Origin of the sequence: Marinobacter sp. NSM (assembly GCF_052380025.1) — a bacterium.
Classification (GTDB): domain Bacteria; phylum Pseudomonadota; class Gammaproteobacteria; order Pseudomonadales; family Oleiphilaceae; genus Marinobacter.
In genome coordinates this window covers 496,296-511,627 of record NZ_JBQTCK010000002.1, presented here as the reverse complement: position 1 = coordinate 511,627, position 15,332 = coordinate 496,296, and the positions used below count along the sequence as shown (strand labels likewise).

The window sequence follows — 15,332 nt, the reverse complement described above, 5'->3', positions numbered from 1 at the left end:
CTCCGCACAGTTTCTGAAAGCCATCCCCCACCGGCACCCCGTAGCTTGGTGCAAGCTATCTTATTCACGAACAGCTGAGAAGGGGACTTATGAATAACCCGCTTTTGACAGATGACTTGTTGCCGAAGTTCGGTCATATCCGCACCGAACACATGGAGACAGCCATTGACCAGATTCTCAGCGAGAATCGAATGAAAATTGCCGAGCTGTCCCAGCAGGAAGATCCCACCTGGGACACCCTGGCCCAGCCCATGCAGGCGCTGGAGAATAAGCTTAGCAACGCCTGGTCAGTGATTTCACACCTGAACGGCGTGATGAACAACGATGACCTGCGCAAGGTGTACAAGAACTGTCTGGAAAAACTGACGGAATACAGCACCGAAGTCAGCCAGAACGGTGCCCTGTGTGAGGCTTACAAGAAACTGGCCGCGCGGGAGGATTTCAAGGAACTGAGCGAACCCCAGCGTAAATCCATCGAGAACGTGCTGCGGGATTTCCGCCTGGGCGGGGTCGACTTGCCGGAGGACAAGAAGAAGCGTTACGCCGACTTGTCCCGGGAGCTGGCGGAGTTGTCCAACAAGTTCAGTGATAACGTGCTGGATGCCACTCAGCATTGGTTCAAGCAGATTACCGACGTGGACGAGTTGTCCGGCCTGCCGGAAACCGCCATTGAGGGTGCCAAGCAGGCTGCGCGGCAGAAGGATCTGGATGGCTATGTGATCACCCTGGATTTCCCCAGCTTCTTCCCGGTGATGACCTACTGCAACAACCGAGACCTGCGCCGGGAGGTATACGAGGCCTTTGTCACCCGAGCCTCTGACCAGGGCCCGGATGCTGCCACCTGGGACAACACACCGGTGATGGCGGAAATCCTCAAGCGCCGTCATGCCCTGGCCCAGTTGCTGGGTTTTGATAACTACGCCGAGCGTTCCCTGGCCACCAAGATGGCCCGGAGTGTCGACGAAGTGCTGGAATTTCTGAACCAGCTGGCGGCCAAGTCCAAGCCCCAGGCACAGAAGGAGTTCGCCGAGCTGAAGGCATTTGTGAAAGACGACTTCGGCGTGGACGACCTGCAGGCCTGGGACATTGGCTACTACAGCGAAAAGCTGCGCCAGAAGCAGTACGACATCTCCCCGGAAACCCTGCGCCCCTGGTTCCCTGTGGATAAAGTGGTGCCGGGTCTGTTCCAGGTGGCGGAGAAGCTGTTTGATGTGCAGATCGAAGAGCATGCGGAGGTAGAAACCTGGCACGACGACGCCAAGGCTTACTGCATTAGCCGCAACGGCCAGCCCATCGCCTGGTTCTACCTCGACCTGTTTGCCCGCCAGGGCAAGCGTGGTGGTGCCTGGATGGCCGACTGCCGGGTACGCTGGCGCAACCAGCGTGGCACGCTGCAGCTGCCGGTAGCATTCCTGACCTGTAACTTCACCCCGCCAGTGGATGGCAAGCCGTCGCTGCTGACCCACGACGAGGTCACTACCCTGTTCCACGAGTTCGGCCACGGCCTGCACCACATGCTTACCCAGGTGGAAGTGATGGACGTGTCCGGCATCAATGGCGTGGCTTGGGATGCCGTCGAACTGCCCAGCCAGTTCCTGGAGAACTGGTGCTGGAACCCGGAATCCCTGGCCCTGATCGCCAGCCACCACGAAACCGGAGAGCCACTACCGGAAGATCTGCTGCAGAAACTGCTGGCGGCCAAGAACTTCCAGTCCGGCATGGGTATGGTGCGCCAGCTGGAATTCTCGCTGTTCGACTTCCGCCTGCACGCGGAATTCACCGACGTGGCCCCCACCAACCCGCTGGACATGCACCGCAAGGTGCGGGAAGAAATCGCCGTGGTCCAGGCGCCGGAGTTCAACCGGTTCCCCAACGGCTTCTCCCACATCTTCGCGGGTGGCTATGCGGCCGGTTACTACAGCTACAAGTGGGCGGAAGTGCTGGCAGCTGATGCCTTCTCGCTGTTCGAGGAAAAAGGCATCTTCGACCCGGAAACCGGCCAGGCCTTCCTGCACAACATCCTTGAAAAGGGTGGCTCCCAGGAGCCGATGGAACTGTTCAAAGCCTTCCGGGGCCGTGAACCGCAGGTGGATGCCCTGCTGAAACAAACCGGCATCACGGACGAAGCTGCCTGATACAATCCACCCCGGTTGTCGTACCGGCAACCGGGTGTGTTACTGGAGTAGAGTTATGGCAAGTCCGAAACGCTTCATCGCCGGCGCGGTGTGCCCCCGCTGCGCGGAGATGGACAAGATTACGATGTTCACCACCGAGGCCGGTGACCAGATCCGCGAGTGCGTGGCCTGCGGCTATACCGATGCCCTGTCTGACCAGCCGCAGCCCGAGGCCCCGGAAATCGAAACACGGGTGAACAAGAAGGCCAACAACGATGATCATACCGTCAAGCAGGTGGTGTTCTTTAAGTCCGGCTCTGACTCTGAGGACTAGGCTGGGCTTGGGCCCTAGCCTGCCGGTTTTGGTGGGTTAGAGGCCACGGGGGTGCTTTTCTTCCGGGAAAAACAACTCGCTTCGCTCAGACTCTTTTTCCCTGCAGAAAAGCACCCCCGTACCCTCTAAGCCGGACAGCACGGAAATCGCTTGTTTAAGGTTTGGTTTCTTTCTTTTTTTCTTCTTTCTTCTTTTCCTTCCGTACCTCTCATTGGTACGACGTGAGGGGGTGGGTCAGGTTTTTTTCCGCCGGAAATGGATGTCTGAGCGCAGCGAGTTGCATTTCCAAGGGAAAAAACCTGACCCACCCCATCGCAGCCCCCAAACCAGGCAGGCTACGATCAGGACGGCAAACTCCAAAGCAAACGGGTCAGAGCACCATAGCCGCGAGCCAGCCGAAGGCCAGCAGGGGCAGGTTGTAGTGCAGGAACGTCGGCACCACGGTATCCCAGATGTGGTTGTGCTGGCCGTCCACATTCAGGCCCGCTGTTGGCCCAAGGGTGGAGTCCGACGCTGGTGAACCCGCATCACCCAGGGCACCGGCGGTGCCGACCAGGGCCACGATGGCCAGGGGGCTGAAGCCCAGTTGCAGGGCCAACGGCACGTACAACGCCGCGATGATGGGAATGGTCGAGAACGACGAACCAATACCCATGGTAATCAGCAGGCCCACCACCAACATCAGCAACGCCGCCAGTGCCTTGTTATCACCGATGGCGGCCACCGAACCCTCCACCAGGCTGGCGATCTCGCCGGTTTCCCGCATCACTTCCGCGAAGCCGTTGGCGGCGATCATGATGAAGCCGATCATCGCCAGCATCTTCATGCCCTCGGTGAACAGGTCATCCGCTTCCTTCCACTTCACCACGCCGGAAATGTTGAACAGCACGAAGCCCGCCAGGGCGCCCAGGATCATCGAGCCCAGCCAGAGTTGCACCACGAAGGCCACGGCAATGGCCACCAGCGCCATCACCAGGGTTTTGGGGCTGTACTTCACATCCACCCGCTCGGTACGTTCGATGAGTTTCATGTCGTAGCCCCGGCCGCCCCGGTAGCTGAAGAACACGGCAATCAGCAGGCCGATGAACATACCCAGGGCTGGCAGGGCCATGGCGGACATGACGTTCAGCTCGCTGGCATCCACGCCGTTATCGCCGACATTGGCCAGCAGGATCTCATTCAGGTAAATACCGCCAAACCCTACGGGCAGGAACATGTACGGGGTGATCAGGCCGAAGGTGAGCACACAGGCCACCAGACGGCGGTCCATGTTCAGCTTGGCCATCACGTACAGCAGTGGTGGAACCACCAGGGGAATGAAGGCGATGTGGATTGGCAGGATATTCTGGGACGAGATGGCGATGGCCAGCAGCAGGCCGATGATCATGAAACGAATGCCGGTGGCAGCGCCGCCCTCCTCCTGTCGGCCGACGATGGCCAGGGCCTTGTCGGCCAGGGCGTGGGCCAGGCCGGACTTGCCGATGGCCACGGCGAAGGCACCCAGGGTGGCGTATGACAGTGCCACGGTTGCACCGCCACCCAGGCCGGTGTTGAAGGCATTGATGGTGGTTTCCAGAGACATCCCTGCCACCATGCCACCGGAAATGGCACCAATGATCAGGGCGACGACAACGTGGATGCGGCACAAGCTCAGCACGAGCATGATCAGTACCGCGGCAACAACGGCATTCATGGCAAACTCCGGGTAGGAATTGAAGATTTACCGGCGCCTTTTGGGCTCCGGCAGCACGAAAAGTGGGCTAATGTGCAGGAAATGACTGCGGCAGTCAAAGCGGTTGTGTAACGATCACTAGGTGTCGAGGCGGGCGAACCTGGGGACCTGTTCACCGGCCACTTCCACGGTTTCCCGGAACATTGCCAGCGGCCTCACCCAGAGGCTGTAGTCGCCGTAAAGGCAGCGGTACACCACCAGGGGTTCCTCGGTCTCGCTGTGCCGGGCTATGCCAATAACCTCGTAATCCTTGCCTTTGTAATGGCGGTATCGGCCGGGGGTGATGGGGTGTTTTTTGTCAAACATGCCTTCCTCTCAGGTGGTAACCGGGGATTACCCCTTAATTTCGGCGGACTCCCGCGCCAGTTACGTCTACACTTAACTCAGACGCTGGGGTTTGGATCTGTAGCCGTGCAGCCGTTTCCCAGTGTAGTTCAAGACTCCAGAGCCGGGAATAACAGACAACAATGAATGGCCCATTTCCGCGCACCCTATGCCAGCTTCTTTTCCTGTTGCTGTATGTTGTCAGCTTTCATGTGCATGCTGGGCCCGTGGGATTTGACTGGGTTGAAGTGCCCGAGGACAACCTGACCGTCGCCCAGGTTCAGCAACTGCCCGATGGCCAATGGCAATATAACAGTGCCGCCCGGGTGCTGAACCGGGGCTTCAGCAATGGTGCGTTCTGGCTGAGGGTGCCGATTACGCCGGAGCCCGTCAACCGGGTGCTGGAAATCGCCTATCCGTTGTTGGATGAGGTATCCGTTTACTGGGAACTGGACGGCCAGTTTGTCGAATCTCACCACACCGGAGACACCCGGCCATTCGATACCCGGCCGATCATACATCGCAACTTTGTCTTTCTGGTGCCTTCCAATACCGAACCGGTGGTTGCCTGGGTGCGAGTAAAAACCCAGGGCTCGGTGCAGATACCGGTGGCCGTTACACCGTCGACCACGTTTCTCGCCAACGAGCAGTTCTCTTATGGCTGGCAGGCCATGTTCCTGGGTATTGTCGTGGCTCTGTCACTGTATAACCTGTTCCTGTTTGTCATTGTTCGCCATACCACCTACCTGTGGTATGTGTTGACGGTAGTGTCCACCGGTATGATTCAGCTCAATTTCAATGGGCTGCTGTTTCAATGGTTCTGGCCGGATATCCCCGAGCTCAATCGCTACTTCACCGTGCCGGTGATCAGCTTTGCCATGTTTTGCGCGGTGATGTTTACCATCAAGTTTCTGTCAGTGCGCCAATACAGCCCGTTCAGCTATCGGGTATTACAAAGCGTGATCGCCGCCTGCAGTTTCACCTTCGTCTACGGTTTGTTCGGTCCCTATCAGAGCGGCATTGCCCTGGTCAGCGGAATTGCCGCGTTTGCTACACCTGCCGCCTGGCTCATCGGTTTCTATGTCTGGCGTCAGGGGCAAGTGTTGGCGGGGTTCTATGTGCTGGCATGGACGCCGTTGCTGGTGGGCCATCTGGTGTTGGCGGTCAGCAAGATGGGTTGGATGCCGACCAGCCCGGTGACCGAGCTGGTTCCCCAGGCCGGTGTGGCGATTGAGGTTATCCTGCTGTCATTCGCCCTGGCCTACCGGATCAATATGGAGCGTCGCCGCCGACAGGAGGCACAGGAGCATGCACTGAAAGTGCAGCAGCAGGCCAACCTGACGCTGGAAGCCCGGGTGAGAGAGCGCACCGAAGAGCTTGAGCGTGCCAACGAACAACTTAAGGCAATTAGCCTGACCGATGGCCTTACCCACGTGGCAAACCGCCGCCGGTTTGATGAGAAACTGGAGATTGAGTGGGGCCGTGCGCTGCGCCATGAGCACGAGCTGAGCTTGCTGTTACTGGATATTGATCACTTCAAGCGGGTCAATGATGAGCTGGGGCATCTGACCGGCGACGATTGCCTGGTGGCACTTGCCGGCATTTTGCAGGCGGAAGTCCAGCGGGCAGGTGACCTTGTGGCACGTTACGGCGGTGAGGAGTTTGCGATACTGCTGCCAACCACCGATCCCGCGGGCGCCCTGTTAGTGGCAGAGCGCATTCGCAAGGCGGTTGCGGGAACCCCTGTGGCCACCAAAGAGCAGGATGCGCCGGTGCCACTGACCATCAGCGTTGGTGTGGCAACCATGCTACCGGCGAGAGGCGTCAGCAGCCAAGAGCTGGTGCGCCGCGCCGATGAAACACTCTATGCCGCCAAGGACAATGGCCGGAACCGGGTGGTGGTTTGGCAGCCGAAAGTGCCGGCCCCCACCGCCGATTCCTGAGCGTCAGTTTTTTAGCTTGTACTTGCCGGGCCCCAGGAAAATCACTGCAAAGGCAATAAACAGGAAGAAACCCTGCAGCTCCAGTGCCCAGCCTCCGTTGCTGCTGAGGCTCAACAGCTGATGCCCATGGACCAGGGCAATGGCGACGATCATATTGAAGACAATAACCAATGCGCCAATCCGGGTCTGGTAGCCCAGTATCACCATTAGCGGAGCAATGACTTCACCAACGTAAACACCGTAAGCGAAAATGGTCGGCAGACCGTGGGCAGCCAGCTGCCCTTCGATGAAGCCGACACCGTTCAACAGTTTCGCGATGCCATGAAACAGCAGCAGTCCGCCCAGGGTGAGCCGGACAATCAGTTTTCCCAAATCGGCGTTTTCAAGCACAGGGAGGCCTCCAGATGAGTGAGTCGAAAGCCGAAGGATACCGTGTTTCTGATTGATAATTCAGTGACTTGTTTGTAGTAAAACCCAGGGCCCCGGTTAATAGCGGAGGGAAAACCGGATGTGATTGCGTTCCAGCAGATTTTCCCAGTAATGCCGCATCCAGTCCCAGGCCCGGTTGTTGACCTGATCGATGAAGGGGTCAAGATCAAGATTGTAATAATCCGGTGTGCCGGCGATCTGCAGCACGGTGACGGTAATGGAGTCATCGAGTTCGTTGGCGAATGGCTCGCCAATCAGTTCATGGGCCAGCAGGTTGGCCCGGGTGGCTTCCAGGTCGATCAGCTCGCCGGCCCGGATTGAACGGTTGTTATCGTGCATCTCTTCCATCAGCCGATGGCACAGGTACGCACGGATTAGCAGGCCGTCCAGACCGTCGTATTGCACTAACAGTACAGAAGGCTGGGTGAAATATCGGGTCGCGGCGTCCACGAAAGGCTGAAATAGCTCGGACTTGCCGGCCTCCCGTGCGCAGGCATCAACACACTCGATCAGTCTTGGCGCCATCTCGATGTATTCGACGGCAAACTGGAACAGTGAGGTGGCCGGCTGATAGCCGTCAACCACGATCGCTGTGGGCAGTTGGGCGGCTTTCTCCTTCATCTGCCGGAGAAATGCGCCGGAGCGGGCTTCCTTTCGCCTTGCCTGGTCAATGATGTTGAGAACAGCCTTTGGTGTCATTTCAGGAAATGCCAGTGTATGAACAAGTTGAGGTCGCAAGGCGTTCCCCCTGGGTCGAGGAGTACACGGGCAAAGGCGCCAATGCTGAAACACAAACGCCCCCGCCGTTTTTGATCAGTGTAGCCAAGATTTCGGGCTCTGCTGTGGTTATGACAGAAGTTAACCTTTCACGGCCAGAACGCGGTTCAGGGTCGGCGCTGGCTGAACCAGCTGTCCAGGCGGGTATAACGCCAGCAGAGCCAGCCCATGCTGGCGGCTCTTGCCAGCATCAGGGCTATGAGCGACAGCCAGAGCCCATGGTTGCCCCAGCCAGTGCTCAGCCACCAGACCGGCAGGAACACGCCGAGGGCAGAAAACAGCATGGTGTTCTGCATTTCCCGGGTGCGGGTGGCGCCGATGAATACACCGTCCAGCAGGAAACCCCATACCGCAGCCAGCGGCAATAGCCACAGCCAGGGCAGGTACTGCCAGGCCGCGGTGCGTACCTCTTCCAGCCCGGTGAGCAGGCTGATCAGCCATCGACCTCCAATGACAAAGACAATGGTCAGTATTAGCGAGCCCCATAAAGACCAGCGCAGGGCGCTTCGGAAAGCCAGGCGAAAGCGTCGCCGGCTGCCCTTGCCAACGGCTTCGCCAATCAGTGCCTCGGCGGCATTGGCGAAGCCGTCCAGGGCATTGGAGATCACCAGCAAAAAGGTAATCAGCACAGCATTGGCGGCCAGGATCACATCTCCCTGGCGGGCGCCCTGGGCAGTGAAAAAAGCCAGTACCAGCAGCAGTGCGATGGTCCTGACCATGATGTAGCGGTTCACCTGCAGAATCGCCAGATAATCGGACACCTGGCCGATCAACGCCCGGGTCAGCCGCTGGCCTTCGGGCATTCTGCTTAACACGATGGCAAACCCGATCAGGGCGGCACCGTATTCGGCGATGACGGTGGCCATGGCCACGCCACGGCTGTTCCAGCCCAGCACCGTCACGAAGAACACATCCAGCACGATGTTGATACCGTTGGCGATGATCAGCATCACCATGGGGCCTCGGGGGAACTGAGTGCCAATCAGCCAGCCCACCAGGGTGTACTGACACAGCACGGCCGGCGCACTCCAGATCCGGATAGAAGCGTATTCCGCTGCCAGTTCCGCCACCGCCGGGCTCGGGTTCATCAGGGTCAGACCAAGTGTGATCAGGGGCTTGTGGAACAGGATCAGCAGCAGGCCTATGCCGGTGGCCAGCACGATGGAGCGTAACAGCAGAGCTACCTGGGCGAAGGAGTTCCGTTTACCCCAAGCTTGTGCCGCCAGGCCCGTGGTCCCCATGCGCATAAAGCCGAATGTCCAATACAGAATATTGAACAGGTTGGCGCCGACCGCCACAGCGCCAAGGTATTCCGGGCTGTCCAGGTGGCCCAACACAGCGGTGTCCACCAGGCCGAGTAATGGCACGGTCAGATTGGTCAGCATCAGCGGCCAGGCCAGGGCCCACAGGCGGTGGTCTGTGCTGGTCAATAGGGGCCTTTTATGAGTTCTGGTTCTCAAAACTTAGTGTTTATCCGTTTTGGATTTAAGGATTTTTTAGCCTTTTCTTGATCTGTGTCTATACTCGATCTTGATGTATCCATAAGCAGGCTTTCACTCTGAGGCCATCCGGTGTTGCGAGCGCCGGTGTGTGTCGCAGGGGGATGACGCAAAATCCGACAAGAATAACACTCTGTGGAGACACAGTATGCGCGTGCATGCCAAGCGGGCAGTAGCCCTAGCCGCTGGTCTGTTGTTGCCGGTCACTGTCATGGCTGACTGGACCATGAACATGTCACCTGGGGTGACCAGCACCAGTAACCAGATTTTTAGCCTTCATATGACCATTCTCTGGATCTGTGTCGCCATTGGCGTCATTGTTTTCGGGGTTATGTTCTGGTCAATCTTTGCCCACCGTAAATCCCGGGGTGCCAAGCCCGCGAACTTCCACGAGAACACCGTGGTGGAAGTGCTCTGGACCATTATCCCGCTGGCTATCCTGGTGGCCATGGCGATACCGGCAACGGCAACCCTGGTCGAGATGTACGACACGACCGAGTCGGACGTCGACATCAAGATTACTGGTTACCAATGGCGGTGGCAGTACGAATACATTGACGAAGATTTCAGTTTCTTCTCCAACCTGTCCACCCCGCGAGAGCAAATCCGTAACCGTCAGGCCAAAGGCGAACACTATCTGCTGGAAGTTGATAACTCGCTGGTGATTCCCGTCGGCAAAAAAGTCCGTTTCCTGCTCACCGCCAACGATGTTATCCACTCCTGGTGGGTGCCGGAATTCGGTGTGAAGAAAGACGCCATTCCGGGTTTTATCAACGAAACCTGGACCCGGGTTGATGTGCCTGGCACCTACCGTGGCCAGTGTACCGAGCTGTGTGGCAAGGATCATGGTTTTATGCCCGTGGTCGTCAAAGCGGTGCCTGAAGAGGAATACAACGAGTGGGTGGCAGAACAGAGAGAGATGGCCGAAATGGAGCGCCAGTTGACTGAAAAAGACTGGACGCTCGAAGAGTTGATGGAGCGTGGTGAGCGGGCTTATGCAACCGCCTGTGCCAGCTGCCACCAGGCTGACGGTACCGGCATGCCTCCGGCTTTCCCGGCGCTGAAGGGCAGCCAAATGGCGCTGGAGGACATGGAGGGGCATATCGATATCGTGGTGAACGGTGCGCCGGGCACAGCCATGCAGGCCTTCGGCAACCAGTTGAGCGAGGTCGACCTGGCCGCGGTGATTACCTACGAGCGGAACGCCTGGGGTAACAACACCGGTGAAATGGTCACGCCCAAAGAAATTTTTGATTACAAGAACCAGCAGTAATCAACGCCAGATAACAACAATCACCAGCCATAACAAACGGCGGTAACGGGGGTTTTCATGAGTGCGGTTGCAGATACCCACGCCCAGAACCATCATCACGGCCCGGCCAAAGGCATCAGCCGTTGGCTATTCACGACCAACCACAAAGACATCGGGTCGATGTACCTGATCTTCAGCTTCGCCATGTTCCTGCTGGGTGGCAGCATGGCGATGGTGATTCGGGCCGAGCTGTTCCAGCCCGGCCTGCAGATTGTCGAGCCGGAATTCTTTAACCAGATGACCACCATGCACGGCTTGATCATGGTGTTTGGCGCGGTAATGCCGGCTTTCGTCGGCCTGGCTAACTGGATGCTGCCACTGATGGTGGGTGCGCCAGACATGGCTTTGCCGCGGATGAACAACTGGAGCTTCTGGTTGCTGCCTTGTGCCTTCCTGATCCTGGTCTCTACCCTGTTCATGCAGGGCGGCGCTCCGGACTTTGGCTGGACCTTCTACGCGCCTTTGTCGACGACCTACGGGCCGCCGAGTACCACCTTCTTTATTTTTGCGGTGCACATCATGGGTGTGTCGTCGATCATGGGTGCCATCAACGTGATCGCCACGATTCTGAACATGCGGGCACCGGGCATGACCCTGATGAAAATGCCCCTGTTCGTATGGACCTGGCTGATTACCGCCTTCCTGCTGATTGCTGTCATGCCGGTACTGGCCGGTGTGGTTACCATGATGCTGATGGACATCCACTTCGGCACCAGCTTCTTTGATGCTTCCGGTGGCGGTGATCCGGTGCTGTTCCAGCACGTGTTCTGGTTCTTCGGGCACCCGGAGGTTTACATCATGATCCTGCCGGCTTTCGGGGCCATCTCACACATTGTATCGGCGTTCTCCCGCAAGCCGCTGTTTGGCTATGCCTCTATGGTGTATGCGGTGGGCGCGATCGCCATCATGTCGTTCATGGTCTGGGCTCACCACATGTTCACCGTGGGCATGCCCTTGGCCGGCCAGTTGTTCTTCATGTATGCCACCATGCTGATCGCAGTGCCGACCGGGGTGAAGGTGTTTAACTGGGTGACCACCATGTTCCGGGGCTCGCTCACCTTTGAAGCGCCGATGCTGTTCTCGGTGGCCTTCATCATTCTGTTCACCATCGGCGGTTTCTCCGGCCTGATGCTGGCCATCGCGCCGGCGGACTTCCAGTACCACGACACTTACTTTGTGGTAGCGCATTTCCACTACGTACTGGTACCGGGGGCCATCTTTGGCATCTTTGCCTCTGCCTACTTCTGGCTGCCCAAGTGGACCGGCCATATGTATGACGAAACCCTGGCCAAGACGCACTTCTGGCTGTCGTTCATCGGTATGAACCTGGCGTTCTTCCCCATGCATTTCCTGGGGCTGGCGGGCATGCCGCGCCGGATTCCGGATTACGCCCTGCAGTTCACCGATTTCAACATGATCTCCAGTATTGGAGCCTTCATGTTCGGAGCGACCCAGTTGTTGTTCCTGTTCATTGTGGTCAAGTGTGTGAAAGGCGGCAAAAAAGCGCCCGCCAAGCCCTGGGATGGTGCTGAAGGTCTTGAGTGGACCGTTCCGTCACCTGCGCCTTACCACACCTTCTCCACTCCACCGGAAGTGAAATAACCGGGAGGCTGCACCATGTCTGAGCAAACAGGTGAGAAAACGCCAGAGCGTAAAAGTAATGTAAGGGTGATTGGCTGGTGCCTGTCAGGGGTGGTGGGCATGTTTGCCTTCGGGTTTGCGCTGGTGCCGTTGTATGAAGTGTTCTGTGAGATCACCGGCATCAACGGCAAAACCGGTGGCCGATATGAAGCCAGTGCCACCCAGCAGGTGGATGAAAACCGGACCGTGACGGTTCAGTTCCTGGCCAGTAACGGCCCCGGTATGACCTGGAAGTTCCGTCCGGTGGTTCGAAGTGTGCAGGTGCACCCGGGGGAATCGGTCACTATCAACTACTATGCCGAGAACCCGACCGATCAGCCCATGGTTGGCCAGGCCGTGCCCAGCCTGGCCCCCTCAGAAGGCACGCTGTTTTTCCACAAGACCGAGTGTTTCTGCTTCAATCAGCAACCGCTGGAAGCGGGGGAAAGTGTGGAGATGCCGCTGATCTTCATTGTTGATCGGGACTTGCCGGAACACATCACCAAACTGACCTTGTCATACACCCTGTACGATCAGGGCAAGCAGGCGGAAGTTTCAAAGTCCGACCGGGCGCAGACAACAACTAACAATAACGGCTAAGCCATCGGAGACAGTTATGGCGGATAACCAGACCTATTACGTTCCCGAACAGAGCAAATGGCCCATCGTGGCCACTGTCGGGCTGGGGGTGACCCTCTACGGGGTGGCCTCAATCATGGTCAATGGCAAACAGGGCGAAAGCACCACCGGCTCCTGGATCATGTTCATGATAGGCGCCCTGATTATGGCGTACATGCTGTTCGGCTGGTTCGGCGCGGTCATCCGTGAGAGCCGGGCCGGCCTGTATAGCCCCCAGATGGACCGTTCGTTCCGCTGGGGTATGAGCTGGTTTATCTTTTCGGAAGTGATGTTCTTTGCCGCCTTTTTTGGCGCGTTGTTCTATGTTCGGGTGTTTGTGGTGCCCTGGCTGGGTGGTGAAGGTGACAAAGGCAGCACCAACATGCTCTGGGAGGGGTTCCAGGCCAGCTGGCCGTTGGTGAACAATCCGGACCCGCAAGCCTATCCAGGCCCCACGGAAGTCATCGGCCCCTGGGGCTTGCCTCTGATCAACACCATCCTGCTGGTCACCTCATCCTTTACCGTTACCATTGCCCATCACGCCATGAAGGCGGGTGACCGGGCAAAGATCAAACTCTGGTTGATGGCGACCATTGCGCTGGCGGTTGTGTTCATGTTCGTGCAGTCCTATGAATACCTGCACGCCTATCGAGATCTGGACCTGACCCTGCAATCCGGTATCTACGGCAGTACCTTCTTTATGCTGACCGGCTTCCACGGTGCTCACGTATTCCTTGGCACCTTGATGCTGGTGATCATGCTGATACGAATCAACAAGGGGCACTTCACGGCCGACAACCATTTTGGTTTTGAGGCGGCAGCCTGGTACTGGCACTTTGTGGATGTGGTCTGGCTGGGACTGTTTGTATTCGTCTATGTCATTTGACAACAACGTTGACCATTACGGGACCGGGGTCGGGTTAAGCACCAGATCTCCGGTCCACAGGGAGGTCAGAACCACGGCAATGAGCAATACGCTCAACGCCACCCGAACCGCCAGAGAGTTCACCACCCGGCTGGTTTTGCCACCGTCGCGGATCAGGAAAAACAGGCCGCTGAACAGGCTGACCATAACCGCCAGCAGCAGTACAACGATTAAAAGCTTTAGCATGGGGTGTCCCTGTTGTTGAATGGTTATATGGACGGAGTCCCCGGTGCACGATGGGAACCTGATATCACTATAGCAAAGCATGGGTAGGTGCGGTTGATGAATCGCCGATGGCAGTTTGACTGGCGATTGCTGATGTTCAGCGGGTTGCTGTTGCCGGTGCTGCTGAGCTTGGGCGTCTGGCAACTCAACCGGGCGGAGGAAAAGCAGATGCTGTTGGCAGCCTGGCAGCAACAAGCCAGCCAGGGTGATTGGCCGACATTTGTCTCAGGCGGATTAGAGAGAGGGCAGCCGGTTGTTCTGACCGGCTGGTATACCGAATACACCTGGCTGCTGGATAACCGAACCCGTGACGGCGTGCCCGGATACGAGGTGTTGACCGTGTTTACGCCGGTAGAGGGGCCGTCACTGGTGGTCAACCGTGGCTGGGTTCGCGGCCCCCGCACTCGTGATCAACTGCCGGAAATCGACACCCCGGGCGGACTGTTTACCCTGGAGGGACGGCTGGATGATTATCCGGTGCCTCCGGTGCTGGCGGAGGATATCGGCCCTGCCAGTGGCTGGCCAAGACGGGTACAGGCATTACCTCAGGCTACTGTTGAAGACACGGTGGCCAGTCCGGCCGGGATGGTCCTAAAGCTCTCAGACAGCGAGCAGCCGGGTGCTTACCGCGCTGATCATGCTCCGGATGTGATGGGCCCCCAGACCCACTACGGATATGCTGTGCAATGGTTTGCGCTTGCTGCAGCACTGACTATATTGACGTTAGTGGCGAGTTATAAAAAAAATGAAAGAATCCGAAAGACAGGAGCCGATAATGACAACGACAACGGCTGATTCCGTGACCGGGCAGGACCCCCACAGCCCGGAACAGGTTCGTCGTGGCAGGCGCACCGCCTTGCTGCTGTTTGCGGTGGGTTTTGGGCCGATGATTCTGGCCACCATCATGTTTTATACCGGCTGGTTGAATCCGGTTGGTCATACCAACGAAGGCGAGCTCCTGATGCCGCCTGTGCCGGTGCAGGCATTGAATCTGGAAACCTCAAACGGGGTGCCGCTGGCAGAGCGCTTCGGTGCTGATCAGGTCGACCCTAACTGGCTTATGCTGGTGGTCTCCGGTACTTGCGGCAGCGATTGCGAGGAGCTGCTGTATCTGGCCCGCCAGGTAAACATCGCCCTTGGCAAAAATGCACCTCGGGTCAGCCGGGCAGCAGCGCTGGGCACTGTGCCAGCCGGGCTCGAGCAACGCTGGCAGGCAGAGTACAGCTCCATGGAGCGACTGCGCCCGGCGCCCGGCGCGGCAGCGGCCTGGCCCACTGGCGTGTCACCTGAGACAGCCCCCCGGATCTTGCTGATCGATCCTTTCGGTAACGTGATGATGCATTACGGCACCGAACACACTGGCAAGCAAATGCTCAAAGACCTCAAGCATTTGCTGAAGTTGTCGCAGATTGGCTGACCAGGGAGAACGGAACGTGACGCAACAGTTTTCCCGTGAGCAATCTGCTCAAACGGTTAAGAA

Annotated in this window: 15 protein-coding genes; 9 read left to right on the top strand and 6 right to left on the bottom strand. The window is 58.0% G+C overall.

What is annotated here, in order from left to right:
- The first annotated feature begins 89 nt into the window (after positions 1–89).
- Together prlC and ACTZWX_RS06425 are read left to right on the top strand one after the other, a co-directional pair.
- A complete protein-coding gene (gene prlC, locus ACTZWX_RS06430; RefSeq protein ID WP_444713224.1) occupies positions 90–2,135 on the top strand; it encodes an oligopeptidase A in 2,046 nt (681 codons plus the stop codon).
- Positions 2,136–2,190: 55 nt separating this feature from the next.
- Positions 2,191–2,448 (top strand): YheV family putative zinc ribbon protein, encoded by a 258-nt coding sequence (locus ACTZWX_RS06425; protein ID WP_444713223.1) that lies wholly within the window; start codon positions 2,191–2,193, stop codon positions 2,446–2,448.
- A gap of 370 nt (positions 2,449–2,818) precedes the next feature.
- Here the strand turns inward: ACTZWX_RS06425 and ACTZWX_RS06420 are convergent, their stop codons facing one another.
- Both ACTZWX_RS06420 and ACTZWX_RS06415 read right to left on the bottom strand, forming a co-directional pair.
- Positions 2,819–4,141, bottom strand: a complete 1,323-nt coding sequence (locus ACTZWX_RS06420) for a Na+/H+ antiporter family protein (protein WP_444713222.1) — start codon at positions 4,139–4,141, stop codon at positions 2,819–2,821.
- A gap of 117 nt (positions 4,142–4,258) precedes the next feature.
- Positions 4,259–4,486 (bottom strand): DUF1653 domain-containing protein, encoded by a 228-nt coding sequence (locus ACTZWX_RS06415; RefSeq protein WP_444713221.1) that lies wholly within the window; start codon positions 4,484–4,486, stop codon positions 4,259–4,261.
- A gap of 161 nt (positions 4,487–4,647) precedes the next feature.
- On the opposite strand from ACTZWX_RS06415, the gene ACTZWX_RS06410 reads away from it, so the two are divergent.
- A complete protein-coding gene (locus ACTZWX_RS06410; RefSeq protein WP_444713220.1) occupies positions 4,648–6,447 on the top strand; it encodes a sensor domain-containing diguanylate cyclase in 1,800 nt (599 codons plus the stop codon).
- A 3-nt stretch (positions 6,448–6,450) separates the two neighbouring features.
- Here ACTZWX_RS06410 and ACTZWX_RS06405 read toward each other — a convergent pair whose 3' ends face one another.
- The 3 genes from ACTZWX_RS06405 to ACTZWX_RS06395 form a co-directional block, all read right to left on the bottom strand.
- Complete coding sequence (locus ACTZWX_RS06405) at positions 6,451–6,837, bottom strand: DoxX family protein (protein WP_444713219.1); 387 nt, start codon at positions 6,835–6,837, stop codon at positions 6,451–6,453.
- Positions 6,838–6,933: 96 nt separating this feature from the next.
- Positions 6,934–7,575: a hypothetical protein gene (locus tag ACTZWX_RS06400; protein WP_444713218.1), complete on the bottom strand. Its 642-nt coding sequence runs from the start codon at positions 7,573–7,575 to the stop codon at positions 6,934–6,936.
- Positions 7,576–7,760: 185 nt separating this feature from the next.
- Positions 7,761–9,038, bottom strand: coding sequence for an MATE family efflux transporter (locus ACTZWX_RS06395; protein ID WP_444713425.1), 1,278 nt, complete (start codon positions 9,036–9,038; stop codon positions 7,761–7,763).
- Between the two features lie 262 nt (positions 9,039–9,300).
- Here ACTZWX_RS06395 and coxB point away from each other — a divergent pair, with 262 nt between their 5' ends.
- From coxB to ACTZWX_RS06375, 4 genes are read left to right on the top strand one after another with little or no spacing between them, the layout of a single operon-like run.
- Complete coding sequence (gene coxB / locus ACTZWX_RS06390; protein WP_444713217.1) at positions 9,301–10,425, top strand: cytochrome c oxidase subunit II; 1,125 nt, start codon at positions 9,301–9,303, stop codon at positions 10,423–10,425.
- A gap of 57 nt (positions 10,426–10,482) precedes the next feature.
- Positions 10,483–12,066: a cytochrome c oxidase subunit I gene (gene ctaD / locus ACTZWX_RS06385; RefSeq protein ID WP_444713216.1), complete on the top strand. Its 1,584-nt coding sequence runs from the start codon at positions 10,483–10,485 to the stop codon at positions 12,064–12,066.
- A gap of 15 nt (positions 12,067–12,081) precedes the next feature.
- Positions 12,082–12,684: a cytochrome c oxidase assembly protein gene (locus ACTZWX_RS06380; RefSeq protein WP_444713215.1), complete on the top strand. Its 603-nt coding sequence runs from the start codon at positions 12,082–12,084 to the stop codon at positions 12,682–12,684.
- Between the two features lie 16 nt (positions 12,685–12,700).
- Positions 12,701–13,588, top strand: a complete 888-nt coding sequence (locus ACTZWX_RS06375; protein WP_058091853.1) for a cytochrome c oxidase subunit 3 — start codon at positions 12,701–12,703, stop codon at positions 13,586–13,588.
- A 15-nt stretch (positions 13,589–13,603) separates the two neighbouring features.
- Here the strand turns inward: ACTZWX_RS06375 and ACTZWX_RS06370 are convergent, their stop codons facing one another.
- On the bottom strand, positions 13,604–13,813 hold the full coding sequence (locus ACTZWX_RS06370) for a twin transmembrane helix small protein (RefSeq protein ID WP_061331377.1): 210 nt from the start codon (positions 13,811–13,813) through the stop codon (positions 13,604–13,606).
- Between the two features lie 96 nt (positions 13,814–13,909).
- On the opposite strand from ACTZWX_RS06370, the gene ACTZWX_RS06365 reads away from it, so the two are divergent.
- Both ACTZWX_RS06365 and ACTZWX_RS06360 read left to right on the top strand, forming a co-directional pair.
- Complete coding sequence (locus ACTZWX_RS06365) at positions 13,910–14,647, top strand: SURF1 family protein (RefSeq protein WP_444713214.1); 738 nt, start codon at positions 13,910–13,912, stop codon at positions 14,645–14,647.
- Positions 14,628–15,269 (top strand): hypothetical protein, encoded by a 642-nt coding sequence (locus tag ACTZWX_RS06360; protein WP_444713213.1) that lies wholly within the window; start codon positions 14,628–14,630, stop codon positions 15,267–15,269. The genes ACTZWX_RS06365 and ACTZWX_RS06360 overlap by 20 nt, the downstream gene beginning before the upstream one ends.
- Positions 15,270–15,332 lie beyond the last annotated feature (63 nt).

Coding starts and splice junctions, on each gene's coding strand:
- ACTZWX_RS06425 (WP_444713223.1), top strand. CDS start 2,191: ATGGCAAGTCCGAAACGCTTCATCGCCGGCGCGGTGTGCCCCCGCTGC.
- coxB (WP_444713217.1), top strand. CDS start 9,301: ATGCGCGTGCATGCCAAGCGGGCAGTAGCCCTAGCCGCTGGTCTGTTG.
- prlC (WP_444713224.1), top strand. CDS start 90: ATGAATAACCCGCTTTTGACAGATGACTTGTTGCCGAAGTTCGGTCAT.
- ctaD (WP_444713216.1), top strand. CDS start 10,483: ATGAGTGCGGTTGCAGATACCCACGCCCAGAACCATCATCACGGCCCG.
- ACTZWX_RS06415 (WP_444713221.1), bottom strand. CDS start 4,486: ATGTTTGACAAAAAACACCCCATCACCCCCGGCCGATACCGCCATTAC.
- ACTZWX_RS06380 (WP_444713215.1), top strand. CDS start 12,082: ATGTCTGAGCAAACAGGTGAGAAAACGCCAGAGCGTAAAAGTAATGTA.
- ACTZWX_RS06370 (WP_061331377.1), bottom strand. CDS start 13,813: ATGCTAAAGCTTTTAATCGTTGTACTGCTGCTGGCGGTTATGGTCAGC.
- ACTZWX_RS06360 (WP_444713213.1), top strand. CDS start 14,628: ATGACAACGACAACGGCTGATTCCGTGACCGGGCAGGACCCCCACAGC.
- ACTZWX_RS06395 (WP_444713425.1), bottom strand. CDS start 9,038: ATGCTGACCAATCTGACCGTGCCATTACTCGGCCTGGTGGACACCGCT.
- ACTZWX_RS06375 (WP_058091853.1), top strand. CDS start 12,701: ATGGCGGATAACCAGACCTATTACGTTCCCGAACAGAGCAAATGGCCC.
- ACTZWX_RS06400 (WP_444713218.1), bottom strand. CDS start 7,575: ATGACACCAAAGGCTGTTCTCAACATCATTGACCAGGCAAGGCGAAAG.
- ACTZWX_RS06410 (WP_444713220.1), top strand. CDS start 4,648: ATGAATGGCCCATTTCCGCGCACCCTATGCCAGCTTCTTTTCCTGTTG.
- ACTZWX_RS06365 (WP_444713214.1), top strand. CDS start 13,910: ATGAATCGCCGATGGCAGTTTGACTGGCGATTGCTGATGTTCAGCGGG.
- ACTZWX_RS06420 (WP_444713222.1), bottom strand. CDS start 4,141: ATGAATGCCGTTGTTGCCGCGGTACTGATCATGCTCGTGCTGAGCTTG.